22 protein-coding genes are annotated in these 20,664 nt (G+C 30.0%); all 22 read right to left on the bottom strand.

Translation table 11 applies throughout. The features are described 5' to 3' along the window. Positions 1–68 precede the first annotated feature (68 nt). Entirely contained in the window at positions 69–884 is an 816-nt protein-coding gene (locus tag ACI48Q_RS06990) for a purine-nucleoside phosphorylase (protein ID WP_474918366.1), read from the bottom strand. Between the two features lie 25 nt (positions 885–909). After that, positions 910–2,082 (bottom strand): phosphopentomutase, encoded by a 1,173-nt coding sequence (locus ACI48Q_RS06985; RefSeq protein WP_474918365.1) that lies wholly within the window; start codon positions 2,080–2,082, stop codon positions 910–912. Positions 2,083–2,534: 452 nt separating this feature from the next. Further along, positions 2,535–3,176, bottom strand: coding sequence for a stage II sporulation protein M (spoIIM, locus tag ACI48Q_RS06980; protein WP_474918364.1), 642 nt, complete (start codon positions 3,174–3,176; stop codon positions 2,535–2,537). A gap of 165 nt (positions 3,177–3,341) precedes the next feature. Beyond that, positions 3,342–3,803 carry a hypothetical protein gene (locus ACI48Q_RS06975; RefSeq protein WP_474918363.1) on the bottom strand — a complete coding sequence of 154 codons (462 nt, stop codon included), beginning with the start codon at positions 3,801–3,803 and terminating at the stop codon, positions 3,342–3,344. A gap of 332 nt (positions 3,804–4,135) precedes the next feature. After that, positions 4,136–4,960, bottom strand: coding sequence for a sporulation transcription factor Spo0A (spo0A, locus tag ACI48Q_RS06970; protein WP_474918362.1), 825 nt, complete (start codon positions 4,958–4,960; stop codon positions 4,136–4,138). A 209-nt stretch (positions 4,961–5,169) separates the two neighbouring features. Further along, positions 5,170–6,339 (bottom strand): SpoIVB peptidase, encoded by a 1,170-nt coding sequence (spoIVB, locus tag ACI48Q_RS06965; RefSeq protein WP_474918361.1) that lies wholly within the window; start codon positions 6,337–6,339, stop codon positions 5,170–5,172. Between the two features lie 285 nt (positions 6,340–6,624). After that, on the bottom strand, positions 6,625–8,316 hold the full coding sequence (recN, locus tag ACI48Q_RS06960) for a DNA repair protein RecN (RefSeq protein WP_474918360.1): 1,692 nt from the start codon (positions 8,314–8,316) through the stop codon (positions 6,625–6,627). Positions 8,317–8,327: 11 nt separating this feature from the next. Beyond that, positions 8,328–8,780, bottom strand: a complete 453-nt coding sequence (locus tag ACI48Q_RS06955; RefSeq protein WP_474918359.1) for an arginine repressor — start codon at positions 8,778–8,780, stop codon at positions 8,328–8,330. Further along, positions 8,780–9,628, bottom strand: coding sequence for an NAD(+)/NADH kinase (locus ACI48Q_RS06950; RefSeq protein WP_474918358.1), 849 nt, complete (start codon positions 9,626–9,628; stop codon positions 8,780–8,782). Before ACI48Q_RS06950 ends, ACI48Q_RS06955 begins: the two co-directional genes overlap by 1 nt. Then, on the bottom strand, positions 9,625–10,449 hold the full coding sequence (locus tag ACI48Q_RS06945) for a TlyA family RNA methyltransferase (protein WP_474918357.1): 825 nt from the start codon (positions 10,447–10,449) through the stop codon (positions 9,625–9,627). The genes ACI48Q_RS06950 and ACI48Q_RS06945 overlap by 4 nt, the downstream gene beginning before the upstream one ends. A 15-nt stretch (positions 10,450–10,464) precedes the next feature. Then, complete coding sequence (dxs, locus tag ACI48Q_RS06940; RefSeq protein WP_474918356.1) at positions 10,465–12,330, bottom strand: 1-deoxy-D-xylulose-5-phosphate synthase; 1,866 nt, start codon at positions 12,328–12,330, stop codon at positions 10,465–10,467. Positions 12,331–12,335: 5 nt separating this feature from the next. Next, positions 12,336–12,923 (bottom strand): hypothetical protein, encoded by a 588-nt coding sequence (locus ACI48Q_RS06935; RefSeq protein ID WP_474918355.1) that lies wholly within the window; start codon positions 12,921–12,923, stop codon positions 12,336–12,338. 667 nt (positions 12,924–13,590) lie between these two features. Continuing rightward, on the bottom strand, positions 13,591–14,457 hold the full coding sequence (locus ACI48Q_RS06930) for a polyprenyl synthetase family protein (protein ID WP_474918354.1): 867 nt from the start codon (positions 14,455–14,457) through the stop codon (positions 13,591–13,593). 20 nt (positions 14,458–14,477) lie between these two features. After that, entirely contained in the window at positions 14,478–14,696 is a 219-nt protein-coding gene (gene xseB / locus ACI48Q_RS06925; protein WP_474918353.1) for an exodeoxyribonuclease VII small subunit, read from the bottom strand. A gap of 1 nt (position 14,697) precedes the next feature. Then, positions 14,698–15,900 carry an exodeoxyribonuclease VII large subunit gene (xseA, locus tag ACI48Q_RS06920; protein WP_474918352.1) on the bottom strand — a complete coding sequence of 401 codons (1,203 nt, stop codon included), beginning with the start codon at positions 15,898–15,900 and terminating at the stop codon, positions 14,698–14,700. After that, a complete protein-coding gene (locus ACI48Q_RS06915; protein ID WP_474918351.1) occupies positions 15,890–16,738 on the bottom strand; it encodes a bifunctional 5,10-methylenetetrahydrofolate dehydrogenase/5,10-methenyltetrahydrofolate cyclohydrolase in 849 nt (282 codons plus the stop codon). Before ACI48Q_RS06915 ends, xseA begins: the two co-directional genes overlap by 11 nt. A 12-nt stretch (positions 16,739–16,750) precedes the next feature. Further along, a complete protein-coding gene (gene nusB / locus ACI48Q_RS06910; RefSeq protein WP_474918350.1) occupies positions 16,751–17,152 on the bottom strand; it encodes a transcription antitermination factor NusB in 402 nt (133 codons plus the stop codon). A 148-nt stretch (positions 17,153–17,300) separates the two neighbouring features. Beyond that, complete coding sequence (locus ACI48Q_RS06905; RefSeq protein ID WP_474918349.1) at positions 17,301–17,687, bottom strand: Asp23/Gls24 family envelope stress response protein; 387 nt, start codon at positions 17,685–17,687, stop codon at positions 17,301–17,303. Between the two features lie 231 nt (positions 17,688–17,918). Continuing rightward, positions 17,919–18,413 carry a SpoIIIAH-like family protein gene (locus ACI48Q_RS06900; protein WP_474918348.1) on the bottom strand — a complete coding sequence of 165 codons (495 nt, stop codon included), beginning with the start codon at positions 18,411–18,413 and terminating at the stop codon, positions 17,919–17,921. A gap of 40 nt (positions 18,414–18,453) precedes the next feature. Next, positions 18,454–19,140: a stage III sporulation protein AG gene (gene spoIIIAG / locus ACI48Q_RS06895; RefSeq protein WP_474918347.1), complete on the bottom strand. Its 687-nt coding sequence runs from the start codon at positions 19,138–19,140 to the stop codon at positions 18,454–18,456. Between the two features lie 33 nt (positions 19,141–19,173). After that, a complete protein-coding gene (gene spoIIIAF / locus ACI48Q_RS06890) occupies positions 19,174–19,785 on the bottom strand; it encodes a stage III sporulation protein AF (RefSeq protein ID WP_474918346.1) in 612 nt (203 codons plus the stop codon). 27 nt (positions 19,786–19,812) lie between these two features. Further along, the coding region (gene spoIIIAE / locus ACI48Q_RS06885) for a stage III sporulation protein AE (RefSeq protein ID WP_474918345.1) at positions 19,813–20,664 on the bottom strand (852 nt) is incomplete at its 5' end.

The following is a 20,664-nucleotide window of genomic DNA, read 5'->3' as shown; positions in this document are numbered from 1 at the left end:
ACCTCCTAAAGCATACTTTTAACTCAAAACACAGTAGCAATAGTACTACTGTGTCTAGATTATTTACATTACATCTTTTCAATTATTCCATTGACTAATGCTATGAAGTTAGTTTTAACTTTAGCAGAAGTCTCTATTACTTCTTCATGATTTAATGGCTGGTCAAGAATTCCTGCTGCCATATTTGTTATACAAGATATACCTAAAACTCTTAATCCGCAATGATTAGCTGTTATTACCTCAGGTACTGTAGACATTCCAACAGCATCCGCTCCAACTATTCTTGCAAATCTTACCTCAGCTGGAGTTTCATACACTGGACCTGTGAACATCATATAAACTCCTTCTTTTAATTTCATATTCATTTCTATCCCAACCTGTTTAGCTAGGTTTAAATACTCTCTATCATAGGCAGTAGACATATCTGGGAATCTTGGTCCTATTTCCTCTTCATTCTTACCAATAAGCGGATTTGAAGAAGTAAAGTTAATATGATCTGTAATTAACATTAAATCACCTGGTTCAAAACTTGTATTAACTCCTCCACAAGCATTTGTAACTATTAAGGATTTAACCCCAATATACTTCATTATGTGAATTGGAAGGGCCAATGAAGCCATGGAATGACCTTCATAATAATGAAATCTACCTTGCATCATTATTACTTTTTTATTGCCTAATTTCCCAATGACAAATTGACCAGCATGACCATGCACTGTAGATACAGGTAAATTTGGTACTTCTGAATACTTTATTACTATTCTCTCTTCAACTGTATCTGCCATATCTCCTAATCCAGAACCTAAAATAATTCCTATTTCTGGCTCATAGTTTAATTTACTTTTTATAAAATCAACACTTTCTTTTATAACTTTTAAATCCATATTTAAATTCTCCTCTGTTGTATATTTATTTTAATAAACTAATAAAACTATCACCTATTAAAGAGTTTTCAATTTGAAGTAAATCTAATATTGTTTTACCTATATCTGAAAAACCTTTCCTAGTTCCTAGTTCTACGTTTTGTTTTAGATTTTTTCCATATACTAAAACAGGTATATATTCCCTTGAATGATCTGTACTCTCAGTAGTTGGATCACAACCATGATCTGCTGAAATTATTAGTACATCGTTTTCATCTAATGCTTCCATAATCTCTGGCATTCTTTCATCAAATTCAACTAAAGCCTTACCATAACCTTCTACATCATTTCTATGTCCATATTTCATATCAAAATCAATTAGATTAGTAAATATCAATCCATTATTAGGAGTTTTCATAAACTCTAAGGTTTTATCCACTCCATCCATATTATTTTTAATAGATACTGATTGAGTAACACCTTTTCCAGTGAATATATCTTTTATTTTACCCACGCACATAACTTCTTGACCCGCTTCACTGATATATTCAAGCATAGTTTTATTAAAAGGTTCAAGAGCATAGTCATGTCTATTGCTAGTTCTAGTAAAATCTCCTTTTCCACTACCTATAAATGGTCTTGCAATAACTCTACCCACCATTTTATCTCCAACTAACATATCTCTAGCAATTTGACACATTTTATATAACTCATCTATTGAAATTATATCCTCATGAGCAGCTATTTGAAACACACTATCTGCTGATGTATATATTATTGGATATCCAGTCTTCATGTGCTCCTCTCCAAGTTTTTCTATTATATCTGTACCTGAAGCAACCACATTACCTAAAGTTTTTCTACCAATTTTTTCTTCAAATTCATCCATAATCTCTTTAGAAAATCCATTTGGATAAGTGTTTAGTGGATTTTCTAAAATGACTCCACCTATCTCCCAATGCCCAGTTATTGTGTCCTTACCTTTAGATAATTCTGCACATCTACCATAAGCACCAATTGGGCTCTCTATAGAATTAATGCTATCTAATCCCTCTATTAATCCCAATCCTAATTTTTCTAAATTGTTTAATGTAAATCCGTCAATATGTTTTGCTATATTTCCTAAAGTATTGCTTCCTTCATCTCCATAAGCTTTTGCATCAGGAAGCTCTCCTACTCCTACACTGTCTAATATTATTAAAACTACTTTTCTATTCATGATACTCTCCTTCCTCTACAACTTTTTTAATTTACATACTTATATTATAATATTAAGTATGTATCTTTATTTTTCAATTATCCACTCTAAATTTGCTTAAATAACTATAATTAATCTTTAATTAATTATTAAAACAAATTAAGTGCCTAACCATTAAATTTGCATAACATAAAAATTTAATAGTGGCACCTTTTATAATATCATAAAAGCATTAAAATTATAACAACTTAAATTAAAAACAACATAAATAGGTGTAAATAATTATACAATATTTCTATCTGTTTGTTAATAGATTTATAAACTAGTTTACTATTTTCGTATATATTTGCACTACCTGCAAAATAATTCAATCCTATTTCAAAAACTTTAGGCAAAATAATTCCCATAAAAATTAGTATAATTAGACATTTTATATATGTTCTAATAAAGCTCTTAACATCCATGTCCATGGCTTATACACCTATACTCTTCAATGCAAAAGCCATAAGATATGGAGTTAAAAATACTTCTATAAAAAAACCTATAAACATTATTCCTATAGTGAATAAGAATAACATACTATAAGTAGCAATACTATATCCGTCACTTCCTTTTAAATTTTTACTCAACTTTTCCTTAAACATATTTAAGGAAAATTCAATAGCTAGTACCGAAAACAATATTGTGCAGGGAATATATATTAAATTTTGTGGAAGCACTCCTAAAATAGATAACATAGCCCCTCCATTTTTCATTGAATATATAAAAAAACTAAAGGTGAATCCTAGAGAAAACCCTTTAACGATATCTAAAAATAAAATTGCTGGAATTCCAACAATAGTTAATCCTAAAAACCAAAATCCTAATATTATTGGAAGATTATTTTTCAGAACTTCAATAAGAATGGCTTTATTGTTAATTCCTTCAAGAGATGAAGAATTACTTAATGAGACAATATATTTAACTATAGTATTTCTCTCTTCATTGCCTAAATATTTTACACAATACATTCCTAAGATTATACCTGTGAAAACAAATAATACACTTAATAAATATAATCCTATATTTTCATGAAAGTGCTTATTAAAATTACTTGTAATGTTTCTAAATGTCATACATATTCCCCCTTTGTATTATTTATTTATCTATATGTATGACTTTTTTAAAAATATTATGACTATATAATTTTCTTATCTTATTGATCTATATCTCTCTACTTATATATTTTCATAAAAATAAGGATGCCAATTAAGACATCCCAGTATGCTATTATTAAATCTTTATAGCCTATTATATTCATTGATTCTATCCATTATAGATTCTAATTCGTGTTCAAAATAAATAGTAGTTTGAAGATTATTCAGATGCTCTTTAATAATTAATCCATCGTCTATAGATAAAGTATAAATTATATTTTTTCCATTATAAATTCTGATAAATCCTTTTTCTTCTAAAAGACTAACTTTATCATAAGTGTATCTATCATCTAATCTGCTTATTAAAATTTCTAAATAATGATAATATTTAGGATAGTCATATAGACGAAAAATCTTTCTAGATCTGCTCTCTTTACCATAATATAGACGTGAAATACATATAACAATAAATAATCCAATAATACCACTAAAGAAGGAGATTATAATACATAAATCTATTGGACATTTCAAAATATACAACCAAATGAAAACAATAGTAGCAACTCCAAGTGGTGTTCCTGTAATAACAATGGATTTAAGTCTCATATAAATGACCTCCTTACGAATTATTATTTAATTTATAACTAAAAGATTTCTTATATTTATTCAAAATATAAATTTAGTTTAAATAAATACTTATTACATTAATTTTATCACATTTTCTCCTTTTAATTTATATTTATTACATATTTAACTAATATATCTTCAACTACACCTTAACTCCTAAAAGAAATTTTTATTGACTTCTATAACAAAACACCTCTTAATTATAAATTAACTAAGAGGTGTATCTGAAATTCAATAAACTATTAGTTAATAAACGAATAGTCTATTGATTCTAAAAATAGTTTATTGGTGTGCCATATGTTTCAAACTGACTAACATCCTTTATTCTTTAATCTAAGCTTGTCTGCCACCATTGCTATAAACTCACTATTTGTTGGTTTACCTTTGCTATTATGAATTGTATATCCAAATAGCTTGTTTATAGTCTCAATTTGTCCTCTATTCCATGCTACTTCGATTGCATGGCGGATAGCTCTTTCCACTCTACTAGCAGTAGTATTATATTTCTTTGCAATAGTTGGATATAATTCCTTTGTAACTGCAGATAATAATTCCATATCATTTACCACAAGTGTTATAGCTTCTCTTAAGTAACTATATCCTTTAATATGGGCAGGTACTCCTATTTCGTGAATTATACTCGTTATCTCTGCCTCTAAATTTAAAGGACTGTTTTGAGATGTATTGTTTCCATGTCTGACTTCACTAGGTGAATTTACCACTATTGTTTTTCTTGGATCCTCATCAGATATTGTATTATTAAACATCTGTCTTATTCTATCAGTAAAAACATCCATATCAAATGGTTTAACTACATAATAATTTGCACCTAAAGTAATAGCTCTCTGTGTTATTTTATCTTGTCCAACTGCAGAAAGTATTATAACTTGAGGCATAGGATCCAAAGTCATTGTTGCTAATTTTTCTAAAACCCCTAACCCATCTAATAATGGCATTATAATATCTAGTACTACTAAATCAGGTTTTCTTGATTGAATTAACTCCAATGCTTCAATACCATTTTTTGCCATGCCAACTACATTTATATCCCTTTGATTTGAAAAATAATCATTTAAGATATTGGAAAATTCCTTGTTGTCATCTGCGATAAGTACACTTATATTTTTCTGATCCATAAATCAACTCTCCTCTAGTAATTTTTACCATATAAACTTAATTAAATATTTCGACAAGACTATAAGAAATCCTTCTATATTTAATAAAAAAATATTTTATTGTAACATATTTTTATATATTGTATTTGTAACGTATAAAAAACAATCTTTTGTAGAATTTAAAATTAATTCTACAAAAGATTTTTCGATTACAATTTATACAATAAATTCTATTTTACACTATTAGATTTTTCAATCATCCAATCCATATATATTCCATATCCAGTATCAGGTTTATTAACTAGCACATGTGTCACTGCTCCTACAATCTTACCATTTTGAATTATAGGACTTCCACTCATTCCTTGAACTATCCCCCCAGTTTTTTCCAAGCATCGTGGGTCAATTATTTTAATTACCATACTTTTTGTACTTGGTTCTTCTTGATTAATTACTCTCTCAATTAGTACATCAAAAAGTTCTGGTTCTTCTCCCTCAATAGTAGTTATAATTTGAGCTTTTCCCACCTTTACTTCTTCTTTAAATGCAACTTTTAGTTTTTTATTAAATTTCTTACTAATTAATCCATTATTACCTTTACCAAAGACTCCACATTCAGTATTACACACTATCTTTCCTAAGGATCCATTAGCATTAGTGAATACTCCTCTAAGTTCTCCAGGATTACCTCTAACTCCTCTTTTTATGGATACTACATTTGATGATACTACTTCTCCTTTATTAATGGTCATAATGCTTCCAGTATCTACATCTGTTATGGGATGACCTAAGGCTCCAAAGATATTCTTTTCATCATCATAGAAAGTTAAAGTTCCAACTCCAGCTGCTGAATCCCTTACCCACAACCCTATCTTATATTTATCATCATTTTTGCTCATAACTGGTATAACTTTAAAAGACATTTCTTTTCCTTTTCTTTCTACTAATACAGTTATATCTTTACCATCACATCTGTTTACTAATGTAGCAATATCCTCAGAAGATGAAACCTCTTTTCCATCTATCTTCATTACACTATCACCTACGGCTATACCTGAGGCCAATGCAGGACTTTTAATTTTTTCCCCTACAGCTTCTATATCACATAAAGCTATGACTAGTGCTCCTTTTGTACTTATTTTTATTCCTAAGGATTTCCCACCAGGATACACCATTATATCGGAAGTTCTAGCATTCTTCTTATTCATCGAACTGACATTTTGAATATTATAAAAATTACCATAGTTTTTACTACTTATATTGCTATAAGAGCAGTATGCTATTGGGCTTAATTTTCCATATAAATTGCTTGCAAAGATATTGTTATTTGTAATACTTGAAAAAACAAATAGCAAAAGACCAGCAAACATCAAACAGAAAAGTCTCAGAATTTTTTTCATAATGCTACACCTCCTAATTAAAATCTTTACTTTTAAGTTACCCTCATAAGAACTTTTTTATGTTATATTTATATTTCATTTATAACCAAAAATCTTTACAACTTGCATTTTTTTCATTGTATATAGAAAAACTATAGACTTGCAACTAACTAGTCTATAGTTCTATTTTTTTAGTTTCAATATGTATTTTATAATAACATTACTATAATTTATATATCTACATAAAACATCTTTTTTTTAATATTGCCAATTATTAAGTAATTTATCTTATGTGCTTATTATAAATTAAATTTTTTCTTTTAACCCTTTAGCTAAGCTTATCATTTCCTTAGCATTCTCAAGGGTTATAGATGTAACTTCACTTCCACCTATCATACGAGCTATTTCTAATTGAACTTCACTGATTTTTAATCTTTTTATTTCAGTATATGTATTACTTTCGGTACTATTTTTCTCTATCAAATAATTATTATCTGCCATTGACGCAATTTGTGGTAAGTGAGTAATACAAAAAACTTGATGGGTCTTTGATATCACAAACATTTTTTCTCCAACTCTTTGAGCAATTCTTCCACTTATGCCTGTATCTATTTCATCAAATATAACTGATGGAATCTCATCCTTATCAACAAACACAGTCTTAAGAGCCAGCATTATTCTTGAAAGTTCTCCACCTGAGACTATTTCTTCTAAGGGTTGAAGTGGCTGTCCTGGATTGGTAGATATAGTAAATTGAACTTTATCTCTACCTTTTTCACCTAAATTATTTGTAGCATTCACTTGAATCTTAAATGTACTTTTTTCTAATCCTACATAATCTAGTTGTTTTTTAACTTCTTCTTCTAAATTTTCACTTACTGCCATCCTCAACTCATGTAATTTAATAGACAAATTGTCCAATTTTTCTAAAATTACATTTTGATTTTTCAATAATTCATTTATAATATCTCCACTATTAACTAACTCATAATATCTTTCTTCAATAGATTGTTTATAATCTAAAACTTCTTCAATAGTAGCACCATATTTTTTCTTACAGTTGGATAGTTGATATATTCTAGAATTGATATATTCTAATTCGCCTTCATCATAATAAACTTTATCCATAATACTACCTATTGACTGAACATCCTCTTGAAGTATATAGTAACTATCTTCTAATGAAGATGCTATTGTTTTTATTTCTTCATTATGTTTTTCAACAGACTTTAGTTCTCTTAATACATACATTAGTGAATCTAATATAGAATATCTATTCTCATCACTTTCCTTTAATATAGTATACCCAATATTAAGTGATTTTTTAATCTTTTCAGCATTAGCTAAAAGATTAAATTTTTCATTTAATTCTTCATCTTCATTTATTTTAGGATTAATAGAGATAATTTCATCAATTTGAAACTTTAGAAAATCTATAGTTTTTTCTCTTTCTCCATGATCTCCCTGAAGATTTTTTATTTTTTTCTCTAGCTCCATATAATTCTTATATAAGCTAGAATATTCTTCTAAAGTTGTACTAAGTTTTTCTTCTCCAAAAGAATCCACATAAACAATATGATTTGAATTATCTAATAAATTTTGATTTTCATGTTGTCCGTGAATATCTAAAAGAGTTTCACTAATTTGCTTTACTTTAGCCAAAAGTAAGCTTTTATTATTAACCTTAGCTATAGTTTTTCCTGAATGAAAGCTTTCTCTACTTATTATTACTAAACCCTCATGATTTATTTCTAATTCATTTAATATTTCCTCAGTTTTTCTATTTTCAATGGAAAATACCGCTTCAACTACTGTTTTTTCTTCTCCAACTCGTATTAAATTTTTATTGAATTTTCCTCCTAAGACAAAATTGATAGCATCAATTAATATAGACTTTCCTGCTCCTGTTTCACCAGATAGAACATTAAATCCATTTGAAAAGTCCACAGATAAATTCTCAATAAGAGCAAAATTTGAAATATTTAATTGTAAAAGCATTAATTACCATCCTATTCATTTATTAATTTTTTAATTTCCCTTAGCAATTCCTCTGCTTTTTCATCAGTTCTGACCAATATAAATAAAGTATTATCTCCAGCTATGGTTCCCGCTACACCTTCTAAATTAAAGGAATCTATAGCTTCTGCTGCTAGAGATGCTGATGCAGATATAGTTTTAACTACCAAAAGTTTATCAACTTTTTCTATAGACAATGCTGTATTTGAAAAAATAGTTGCCAATGCATTTATATTGGTATTTCTGCCCTTAGATACCTGTGCGTATTTATATTTACCATTATGCGATAGTATTTTTATTAGATTAAGCTCTTTTATGTCCCTTGAAACCGTAGCCTGAGTTACATTAATTCCTCTACTTTTTAACTCTTCTGCCAATTCTTCTTGAGTTTCTACGTCTTTCCTTTTTATAATTTCTAATATTATATCTTGACGTTTTTCTTTCATTAATTATCACCCTCACAGTCTCTAGACCTTGAAATAATCTTATTCCTTAAAATTTTAAAATAATCATAATCATCAAATTCAACAATCTTACACTTTTTCTCTAAGGCCTCTATCTCTATTTCATCATATTTGTTTAATTCCAGCATTATCTCCCCATCACAAGCTAAAAATACATTTTCCTTTTCATGATTTAATTTTATTTTTATTGCACTACGTCCATCCAATATCATAGTTTTTGCCCCGAAAGATATTGGGCATATAGGAGTTAAGCTAATTAAATTTAAAGTAGGATATACTAAAGGACCTCCCGCAGACAATGAATAAGCCGTAGACCCTGTAGGTGTAGAAATAATCAGGCCATCAGCCTTATATGTTATGTAAAAACTATCATCTACATATATGTCATAAGTTACCATTCTACTTGAGGTACTTTTTGTTAATACAATATCATTTAATGCCGCAAAATCTTGAGTTTTTTCATTATTTACATTACATTTTATCATCATTCTATCTACAACCTTGAAATTCTTTTCTTTTAAATTTTCCATGGCTACCTTAAAATGAGACAACTCTACACTAGATAAAAACCCTAAATGCCCTATATTAACTCCTAGTATAGGAATTTCATACTTATATGAATTTCTAGCAGTCCTTAAAATTGTACCATCTCCACCTAAAACTATTAATACATCCAATTCACTACATCTTTTGTTCTCTAAATCTTTCCCATCTTTGTATATAAAAATCTGTGCCTTTGGAAATGTCTCTTCAATAATTTTGCATACATAAGTTAGTATCTTCTCATTTTCATCTTTTGAAGAATTAATATTGACCCCAATCTTCTTCATATGCCCTCCCTATCAAGCTCTGCATGTGATCTCGAAATTATATAGGATACCTGCCTCACATCAAAATTTTTCATTAGATTATTGTCTTTACTAAAGTATATTAAGTATTCAATATTTCCATTAGGTCCTTTTATAGGAGAATAATCTAAATTTATAATGTGTAATCCTGATTCAATTAAAAAAGTTACAACATTTAAAATAACTTCTTCATGAATTTTTATATTTCTAACCACTCCTTTTTTAGATACCTTTCCTATACCTGCTTCAAATTGTGGCTTAATAAGTGCGACTACTTCTCCATTTGATTTTAACAATTCAAGCACATGTGGTATTACCTTTGTCAATGATATAAATGATACATCTATAGAAGCAAAATCACATAATTCTCCTATAGTTTCTTTAGTTACTCCCCTTATATTTGTATTCTCCATAGAAATAACCCTATTATCTTCTTTTAATTGAGATACTAATTGATCTCTTCCCACATCAATAGCAAATACCTTTTTAGCTTCAAATGCTAACATACAGTGAGTAAAACCTCCAGTAGATGCTCCAATGTCTAAACACACTTTATCCTTTAAGCTTATCTTAAAAGATTTTAGTGCTTTATGGAGTTTTAAACCTCCCCTACTTACATAAGGAATTATTTCTCCTCTTATCTCAACATTGGAATTACTACACACTTTTTTCCCACACTTCTTTTCCATAATTCCATTAACATATATTTTTCCACTAGTTATATACTCTCTTGCACGTTCTCTAGAGGACACTAGCCCCTTATTGTATACCAATAAATCCAATCTCATTTTATCCTCTGTCATTTTTTCTCCTTATAACTATAAAATACTTAAAATACTTTTATAAACTCCATCTACGTCTAAATTATGAATTTCATATAAAATATCTACACTTCCATGAGGAACAAATTCATCCTTAAATCCTAAATTCATTGTTTTAGCACTTAACCCTTGTAAGTTTATATACTGTAATACCTCACTGCCTAATCCACCTGTAATTACATTATCCTCAATAGTTATTATGGCGTACCCATCATTAACCAATTCTTTTATTAGCTCTTCATCAATAGGCTTAATGAAACAAGAATTAATCACTGTAGAATTAATTCCTTCTTCTAACAATTTTTCTTTAACTGCCATAGCAGTTTGTACCATCTTTCCAGCAGCTATAATAGCAATTTTTCCTTCTTTATTACCAAGTACTTCCCATTTCCCTCGTCTAAAAAAAGTCATAGGTGAAAGTTGAACATCTTTTCTATCCCCACCTCTAGGATACCTTATAGCTATCGGATAGTTTTGAGTCACAGCATATTGAATCATATACCTTAATTCCTCCGTACACTTTGGACTCATAACTGTCATATCTGGTATATGCGTTAAATAGGATAAATCAAATATTCCCTGATGAGTTTCACCATCTTGCCCAACAATTCCAGCTCTATCTATTGCAAAAATAACAGGTAATTTTTGAAGTGCTACATCATGAACTATTTGATCATATGCTCTCTGTAGAAAAGTAGAGTAAACAGCAAATACAGGTTTTAGTCCCTCTGCAGCCATTCCAGCTGCCATGGTAACCGCATGTTGCTCTGCTATACCCACATCAAAAAATCTATCAGGATGTACTTGCGAAAACTCCTCTAGTCCAGTACCTTCTGGCATAGCCGCAGTAATAGCTACCACATTTTTATTCTTTTGTGCTAATTTTACCATGGTTTCTCCAAATACTGAAGAATAAGATTTGCCACCACTACCTAAAAACTCACCACTTTCACAATTAAAAGGACCAACACCATGAAATTTATGAGGAAATTTTTCAGCGAATTCATAGCCTTTACCTTTTTTAGTAATTACATGTATTAACACTGGCCCTTGAACCTTTTGCGCTTTTTTAAAGACTTTGCTTAACTCTTTAATATTATGACCATCAATAGGTCCATAATATTTTATTCCCATATCTTCAAATAGCATTCCTGGAACCACTAATTGTTTAACAGAGTCCTTTACCTTATTTACAGAATTAATAACTCCTTTACCTACTCCCGGAATTCTTTCTAAGGCTGAGTTAAATTCATTTTTAAACTTATTGTATATGGTTCCCATTCTTAATTCACTCAAATAAGTTGACATACCACCTACATTTTCAGAGATTGACATTTGATTATCATTCAATATAATAATCATTTTGGTATTTTTATATCCTATATCATTTAGGGCTTCAAAAGCCATACCTCCTGTCAACGCTCCATCACCTATTACTGCTAGCACATTATGTTTCTTATTTTTTAAATCTCTAGCTCGTGCCATTCCTACTGCTGCAGATATAGATGTACTGCTATGTCCTGTTTCAAACATATCATATTTGCTTTCTTCTCTCTTTGGAAAACCGCTTAATCCACCAAAATTTCTTAATGTGGAAAATTTATCTTTTCTTCCTGTAAGTATCTTATGTACATAACTCTGATGACCTACATCCCATATAAGCTTATCCTTATCAAAATCAAATACATTATATAAACTAATGGTTAGTTCAACTGCTCCAAGATTAGATGCTAGATGCCCTCCGGTCTTGGATACATTATCTATAAGGAATTCTCTTATTTCTTCTGCAAACTCTTCTAATTCATCTATTTTCATCTCTTTAATTTGTCTAAAGCTCTTGTAATCATCTAAATATTTTGCCATTGTTTCTATCCTCTTCTTATAAAATATATTATTTTAGCCACAGAATGTATAATTTTATTGCTGTTACCTATAGCTACTTTTTTGCCCATAGCTTTCCCTCCAACTGTAGCTCCTGCTATCATCGAGCTTACTAGTGTGGCAACTAGAACTTCATTTGTTTGTGGATAAATTGAAATTATCTTTGCTACTATTACAACTCCCACTGAACCACTAATTATACCACATACATCTCCTATAACATCATTACAAAAGTTAGAAACTTTGCTAGCATTTCTAATCATTTTTATAGAAATTTTAGCTTCTTTTTTCTTTTTTGAAGCCATGGCATGAAAAGGAACTTCATCCGCTGCAGTTACAGCTGTACCTATAATATCAAAAATTACACCTAAAAAAATAATCAACACTAATACGAAAAATGCCACTGGTGCATTGACATTTGGAAGTGTAGATTCTGACAGCAATGAAGCAGTTCCACTAATAATCATAGTGTATATAATTGTTTTAAATATCCAAACTGCTTCTTTATTATTTTTTTTTATATTCTTCTTATTATTTTTACCTTTTCTTTTAAGTTTAATACTCTGGCTTTCCAATTTTGTCCTCCCAAAATAAATGAAAAGTGGTAGCATACTAAGTTAAATTTGCGGCTTAGGTCTAGCAGGTTTTCCCATAAGATAATCAAACTGTCGCCATTTTGACGGTTTCCCTTTAATATCTTATCTGTAGTGTTTCCATGCTACAGGGCTAGATTACCACTTAGTCCACACTGCAATCCTTAATATGCTTTTTACAAACAGTCTAGGAGATTTCCCCGACAGTTAGGCATCTTTTTATCCTCTTTTGCAAACTAGGTTTCAGCAAGCAATAATTACTTTACTCTGGCCGGAGTAACGCAATCTGTCTCACCTCTCCCCACCTCACTCAAGGCAGGCTACACTGCACATAGCTCAGTTTACCACAATGCAGGTTTAATCCATTGCCGTACTCAGGGCATCTCTCCCCAAGCACATACAATGGTCTCCACGATAGTAGGGTCAGTAGCGCATGCCTTTGCGGCTGCCCCATTATCTTTCTCCCAGCACCAGCCCATAACTGGGCGTCACAAGCCAGCACAAGAAGCTTCATCGATGTGCCCTTTGACGGATTTTTAGCCCCGCCCTCAAAAATGCTTACCTGACTAGAATACTGCACCACTCTATAAAATTATACCACAATTAAAGAAATTTTAAAAATGAAATATTTCTTAATAATGGTGTGTTATTAACATTTTCTATCCAATAGATATTTAGTCATATACTCTAATTTTTCAGTATTGAGATGAATATTACCTAAGAGTTCATAACATTCCTCTGTTAATGTACTACAGATTTCTTTGCATTTATCTATACCATACATAGTTACAAAATTAGCTTTATTATTCTCTCCGTCGCTTTGTGTTTTTCCTAACAGAGCCTCATTTCCTTCTATATCTAATATATCATCTTTAATTTGAAATGCTAATCCTAATTTTTCTCCAAATTCATTAAATATATAGATATGCTCTATTGGAGCTCCTGCTAAAATAGCACCCACAACAATAGATCCCTTTATTAATTTACCAGTCTTATTTTTATGCATCTCCAACAGTGTGCCCTCATCTATTACTTTACCTTCACTTTTGATATCTATAATTTGACCTTTTATCATACCTTCAATACCAGCGGCTTCAGCTATTCTATAACTTCCCTCTATCTTGTTTTTATCTCCACTTAAACACTGTTTTAATAAAACAATCATAGCCTCATTTAGAAGTCCATCTCCAGCTAATATGGCCATTGCTTCCCCAAAAACCTTATGATTAGTTGGTTTTCCCCTTCTTAAATCATCATTGTCCATGGATGGCAAATCATCATGAATTAATGAGTATGTATGAATCATTTCCATAGCACCAGCAAAAGGCAACACTTCATCTATATTTGTCTTATATATATTATATGTAGTCATCATCAGTATAGGCCTTATACGCTTTCCACCTACTTGAAGGCTATATACCATAGGTTCTACAAATTGAGAAAGTTCACTTCCTTTGGCATTAAAATATTCAATAATCCATTGTTCTATTTTATACTTATATATATCAAATTCCATATTTACCTCTCTATAATTAATTAATTTTCTAATTGAAAGTTTTCTTCCCCTTGTTCAGTAAATATCTTAATTTTCCCCTCAGCCTCTTGTAGAAGATTATATATATCACCATACAACTTCATGCCTTCTTCATATTTACTGATACATTCCTCTAGTGTAAGTTCTTCTTTTTCCATCTTCTCTAATAGATTCTCAAGTTTTATAATTTTATCTTCATAACTTTCTTTTTTTCTTGCCATATTAATCCTCCAAATACTCTAACTTAAACGCTCCTGTGCCATCCTTTAATCTAATGTTAACCACATTTTGTTTTTTTAGTTCTTCTATGGATGAAATGTTATGATTGTTAATGTCCATTATAAGTCCATAGCCCTTATTTAGTATGAATAAGGGATTATTTGCTACTAATTGATGATTTAGTTTGTCTATAGCACTCTTATATCTAGTCATATTCATATTAATTAGAAACTGTAGTTTACTCCTATACCCCTCTAGTTTACTATGCTGATTCAAAATATAATTATTGGGGCTATTTAGTCTAAGAGTAGTGTAAAGTTTATCTAAATACATGAATTCTCTATTGACTTTCACCTTAAGGATGTTCTCCATATTGCTTCTACAACTATTGATATTGTTCACTAAGCTCTCCCTATGATATACAGCTATCTCTGCTGCTTGAGAAGGCGTTGCTGCTCTATAATCCGCTACAAAATCACAAATAGTAAAATCAGTTTCATGGCCAATTCCTGTAATAATAGGCTTTTTCGAAGCTGCTATAGCTCTTGCAACACTTTCTTCATTAAAGCACCATAATTCCTCTATAGAGCCTCCACCTCTAGCTAATACAATCACATCTATATCATCTATTTCATTTAATTTTTTAATGCCCTCTATTATATTTGTGGCAGCATTTAATCCTTGCACTAAAGATGGATATATAATTATATCAACCTTAGAATTTCTCCTTGTTGATACTTTAATTATATCTCTAATTGCAGCTCCAGTAGGGGATGTAACTACACCTATTCTTTTAGAGTATTTAGGAATCGGTTTCTTTCTTGAATTATCGAATAGTCCTTCACTTTCTAAATTTCGTTTTAACTTTTCAAAGGCTAAATATAATTCTCCCTCTCCTTCAATAGACATGTCATTACAATAAAGTTGATAAACTCCTTCTTTCTCATATACTGAAATATTTCCACTTACTATAACATTCATACCATCTTTAGGAATAAATTTCAAATTAGAAGTAGCCGTCCTAAACATTACACAAGTTATCTTTGCAAAATTATCTTTTAGGGAAAAATATATATGACCACTACTGTGTATCTTTACATTAGATAACTCACCCTTTATATTAGAATTCTTAAGAATAAAATCGCTATCTATAACTTTCTTAATATAATTATTTACCGCTGTTACCGTTAGTATCTTACTGTACATTTTCTAACCAAGCCTCATAGGTATTCTTCATAAGCAGTGTTGATGTCATTGCACCTACTCCTCCTGGTACTGGGCTTACATAAGATGCTATATCAATTACATCATCAAAATTAACATCTCCTTTTACCCTGCCCTCTACCATAGTAGTACCTACATCTATAACTATAGCACCTTCTTTTACATATTCATTATTTATAAAACCTGGTCTACCTAAAGCAATAACTAAGATATCTGCCTCTTTACATACCTGTTTAAGATTCACAGTTTTTGAATGACATATGGTTATTGTGGCACTTTCATTTAATAATAAATTTGCAGCTGGTTTTCCAACTATGTTACTTCTTCCCACCACAACTGCTTTCTTTCCTTTTATATTCTCGCATTTAGATTTAATTAGATTCAATACACTTTTTGCAGTACATGGAATAAAACATTTTTCTCCTTTGTAAAATCTTCCGAAATTCACATCTGTTAATCCATCTACATCTTTTTCATAAGCTATTGCTTCTGTTATATTAGTTACATTTAAGTGGTTTGGTAATGGTAATTGTATCATTATTCCATCCACAGTTTTGTCTCTATTTAAGCTTTCTATTTCAGATAATAATTCCTTCTCTGTAATGGTATCTTCAAATTTTATGGTTCTGTAGTTAATTCCTACCTCTTCACTAAGCTTTTGTTGATTTTTAACATAAGAAATAGAACCACCATCTTCTCCCACAATGATGGAAGCTAGTGTTGGAGGTCTTGTTCCCAAGTCAACTCGACTCTTGATCTCACTTTTCATTAGTTCTCTGTAGTTCTTTGCTAAATCTTTCCCGCTTAGTTTTTCTCCCATATTAATCAACCCCTACCTTTTAATAATATTATTCAACACTCCATTTATAAAACTTGGAGCAGAGTCATCACAATACTTCTTTGAAAGTTCTATCGCCTCATTAATTGAAACTTTATTAGGAATATCTTCTTCAAACAATATCTCATAGGTTGCCAGTCTCAAAATTGCTAAACTCATTTTAGGCAATCTCTCTATCTTCCATTTTACAAGATATTTAGTTATAGTTTCATCAATTTCACTACTATTTTTAGAAACTCCACTTAAAATTCTTTCTATATAACTAAAATCCACATCCTCTATGTTCTCATCAGTATTTTCTTTAAAATTATGTATTATTTCTAGATATTCTTCCTTATTTATTAGCATTTCAAATAATAATCTCACACATATTTCTCTACTTTTTCTTCTATTCATAAATTACCTCCGCTAATATTCTATTTATTATATCTTACTTCTATAATTACCATTTATCAATAATAATAACCTATTATTTAAGCTCAATCCATAAAATTTTACTATATATTTACATAGAAACACCCTCTGTACTCAGAGGGTGTTAATACTATTCTATTTCCTCTTGTGTTTCTGGTTTGGGGAATATAACGTTTTGCACGTAAACATTAACTGAAGAAACATTAAGTCCTGTCATAGTTTCCACTGTGTTTTTTACATTGTTTTGAACTTTACTTGCTATTTCAGGAATTTTAACTCCATACTCTACCACAGTATATAAATCTATTACAGCACTATCTTCTTCAACGCTAACTTTTACACCCTTGGAAATATTCCTTTTACCCGTTAAAATCTGACTTATTTCACCCACAAAAGTTGCACTCATACCAGCAACACCTTCGATCTCTGATGCTGCTAATCCAGCTATAACACTTATAACTTCATCTGAAATTTTTACTATTCCGATTTCTTGTTCAATATGTGTATTTTGTTCCATTTTCAGTACCCCCTTAGAAATATGTCCTAATTAATTATTCCCATTATATCAGATAGTAGTTCCCTTTACAAATTTTATGTAATTGTCTTTAAATTTATACTTATTATTATAAAAACTCTAATTATCATTATACATTCTATAATATAAAATTTCTATACAGATATAAAATAACGTACTATTCTGTAAAATATAAAAGCAGTGATTAAGGTTCACTGCTTCTACTAAAAACCACTATTTTTCAGCTATTTTTATTTCTATATTCTTTGCTTCTGCTTTGCTCATAATTACATCTTTAATCTGTCTTACTTGTTGATCACTAAGATCTCCATCATGTTTAACAATAACTGTAGCACTATTCTTATCTTTATCTAATGTACAAATAGCATCTTCATATCCTTGAGCCTTAAGCGCAAGCTCTATTTTACCTTCTTTATCAGATTGGATTGCTATATTTTTAAATTCATCAGCAGCTTGAGCCTTTTGATCTTGAGGTGTATTTTCATTATCCACTAAAGATTTTAAAGAATTTAGAGTTTGTGAAGTTTTATTGTCTCTTTGAAGTCTTGCTTCAGTAAAAAAGCTTGAAGTAGAAGTACTAACACTTCCGTCATTTATGATCTGATCATCTGTTACATATAGAGGTCCATTAACCTTAGTAGCTAAATATCCAGCAAATAATATTAGTACTAAAAGAGATGAGATAATTATAGTTTGTTTTTTATTCATATTGTTCCCCCCGAAAATTTATTTTCTAACACATTATATGCTATTTTTTCATTGGATATACCTGTACCTTATCATCAGATATACCAAATAATTTTGTAACTGCTTGCCTTACTCTTAATTCAGTTACTCGTTCACCAGCCCCTTCTGCCACAATACAAATACCTGCTATCTTGGGGTTGTAAATTTTTACAATAAAGGGTTGTTCTTTTTCACCATTATTTTCCATAACTACAGTAGTTCCACCATTTTCTTGAGTTACTTCTCTTTGACCACCTGAAGTATCCTTCTCTTTAGTGTTGCTGTTTGAATTATTTTGATTGAATACTGGTATTTGTTCTTGTCCACTTTCAAAATAAATCATGACATTAACCTTTCCTACCCCTTGTATATTTTCAAGTATAGACATAAGTTCATTCTCCATCTTTTCTTTATAAGCCAAATCTACAGCTGAGCCTACAAGCTTATCTTTCGAGATGTACTTCGAATTAGCTTCTTCAATAATATTCTCATTTTGTGAATTACTATTAACCATAGCTTTCTCATCTTTAGTAAAGATGCTTCCCACAATAACTAACAATACACCAACTAAAAATAGTATTATTAGATTGGTTATAGTAACAGGCTTTAGTTTTGTTTTAGCTCCACTTTCGTTTTCTACTTCCTTAGAATTGTTCTTCGTTATTCTTTTAATTATTTCTGTAATCCTATTTTTTATTTTTTCAAACACCAATTTCTCCTCCCCTTATTTATTTTTCAAAATTTACCTTCCATTATATATTGAGTTAGATCTATACACATTTATTTTATTTTTCTCTATATTGTATTTAGAACTAACAAAATCCTTTATATCCTTTACCTTAGTTACATCTATTTCATTTTGATTATCTACAGCTATAGAATCATCTCCAATCTGTATTTTTTTTACCCTCTCTACATTCCCATCATTTATACCAATATCTACATTATTAATAACAAATAAATTGGCATCTTCATCATAAGTAACTTGAATATCTGCTTTATACTTATCTCCCTCAAAAGAGCCTTCTAGATCATTTACAAATTGCTTTTCCAATTTCTTCTTAAAATTATTCATGGTATTATTCATATTTTCATTTCTGTATTTCTCATAATCTTCTTTAGTATTTGTATTTTCCTCTATAAAAGTAGTAGAACTTTTTATTAGAGAATTAATATCCAAATTATTATTAAATAACTTTACTATTGGATTTAACATCACAATAAAAACTATCAATCCTAGTACAAAATTGCAATATTTCTTAATAGTTCCATCTGGTAAGATCATCTGTACTGCTGTAGTAAAAAATACCGCAATACATATAGTTATTATCCAACTTTTCAAAAATTCTATCAATTTACCACCTACTTTATCTATGGTTTATTACATAAAGGCCAGACCTTTACCTGTTGTAGCTACAATAGATATCATGATTAAAAACATTATTCCTACACTAATAACACATCCCCCCAAAAGCATCATAGAACTTCCTGATGAATTAATTACAGAAGTTATTTTCTTATTGCTTACAGGTTCTAATAAAGCTGCTACTACTTTATACATAATTCCCATAGTCATCACTTTAATTATAGGGATAAGGAGTAAACATAAAATAACTATTACACCTACTATACTTATTGAACTCTTTAATAAATAAGTGTAACCTGCTACAGTAGTAAAGGCATCCGATAAGGTTTTTCCTACGATTGGTATAAAATTATCCACTGCAAATTTTGCAGTTTTTGTGGTAACTAAATCTAATCCTTCTGCTGTAAAACCTTTTATAGTTAAGAAAGCTACAAATATAGTCAATAATAATCCCTGTGCCCAAAGTGCAAATTTTCTAAGTAATGTAGTCAAATTTCCAATATTGTGTTCATCAGAAATATTATTAACAAATTCTAATACAAAGCTCATGCATACTATTGGTATGATCACTGATGCATAAAGTTTTGAACCAATGGAACAGAATCCCATTATTACAGGATCCATCATTACTGCTTGAGCCACATTTCCCATGCTTGCTAAAAGCATTATTAAAACCGGCATTAATGCCGCCATAAAATCACTAGCTCTCACTATAGTACTACTGGCCAAATCAACTCCTATATAGAACCCTCTTGCTATGATTATTATTATCACAGAGAAACATGTAAAATAGGCAACATTATATAGTTTCTCATTGCTAAAGGCATTCTGCAGATTACTGATAAGTGCACATATTATAGCCACTAT

The sequence above is a fragment of the Clostridium sp. LXY-7 genome (assembly GCF_056172015.1).
Note: the sequence above shows the minus strand (reverse complement) of the source record. Positions and strands in the feature narration are given on the sequence as shown.